Source organism: Streptomyces sp. UH6 (genome assembly GCF_013421635.1).
Taxonomy (GTDB): Bacteria; Actinomycetota; Actinomycetes; order Streptomycetales; family Streptomycetaceae; genus Streptomyces; species Streptomyces abyssomicinicus.
On record NZ_JACADT010001392.1, the window covers coordinates 1 to 1,100 of the forward strand.

At 72.5% G+C, this 1,100-nt stretch carries 1 protein-coding gene; it reads right to left on the reverse strand.

The features are described from left to right. Positions 1–923: bifunctional riboflavin kinase/FAD synthetase (locus tag HW445_RS32100; RefSeq protein WP_180224270.1), on the reverse strand; the 923-nt coding region annotated here is incomplete at its 3' end. Positions 924–1,100 lie beyond the last annotated feature (177 nt).

Below are 1,100 nucleotides of genomic sequence, written 5' to 3' on the forward strand. Positions count from 1 at the left end.
CGGCAGCGTCCGACGTCGCGGGCCATCGCCTCGAGGAGGTCGTCGAGGGTGGCGAACTTGGCCTGGCCGCGGACGAAGGCGAGGAAGTCCACGGACGCGTGCATGCCGTAGAGGTCGAGGCCCTCGCGGTCGATCGCGTACGCCTCGACCGTGCGCTCCGTGCCGTCGAACTGGGGGTTGGTGCCGACGGAGATCGCGGCCGGCATGGACTCCCCGGCGACGTTCAGCCAGCCCGCGTACACCCCGTCCGCCGGGATCGCGCTGAACGGCAGGGTGTCGATGTTCGCCGTGGGGAAGCCGAGTTCACGGCCGCGCTGGGCGCCGCGGACCACCACGCCCTCGACGCGGTGCGGGCGGCCCAGGATCTCGCGGGCGCCCGCCACGTCGCCCTCGGCGACCAGACGCCGGGTGAGGGTGGAGGAGAACGGCTCCCCGCCGCCCGCCTCACCGCTGACGTGCAGGTCGATCACGTCGACCTCGAAGTCGTAGGTCCGCCCCTGCTCGGTGAGGAACGCGACGTCACCGGCGGCCTTGTGGCCGAACCGGAAGTTGGGTCCCTCGACGACGGCGCGGGCGTGCAGCTTGTCGACCAGGACCTTCACCACGAACTCGGCGGGCGAGAGCTTGGAGAACTCCTTGGTGAACGGCAGCACCAGCACCGCGTCGACGCCCAGGTCGGCCGCCAGCTCGGCGCGCCGGACGTGCGGGGCGAGCACCGGCGGGTGGCTGCCGGGGCGGACCACCTCGCTGGGGTGCGGGTCGAAGGTGACCAGCACGGAGGGGACGCCGAGTGCCTGGGCGCGCTCCACGGCGTGCCGGATGATCAGCTGATGTCCGCGGTGCACTCCGTCGTAGGAGCCGATGGTGACGACGCTGCGCCCCCAGTCCTGGGGGATGTCCTCCAAGCCACGCCAGCGCTGCACTGTGACCGCTCCTCGTCGAACCCGTGTCCGTGTGTGCCTGTGATGCAGCTCCAAGGGTGCCATGCCGTGGTCCACGCACCGGCATCGGCATGGGGGATCGGCATGGGCCCGTGATCTTCGGCGGTCGCCGGACGTCCGGGGCCGGCCCGCCACGGCCCTCGCTCCGGCCCGCCCGAG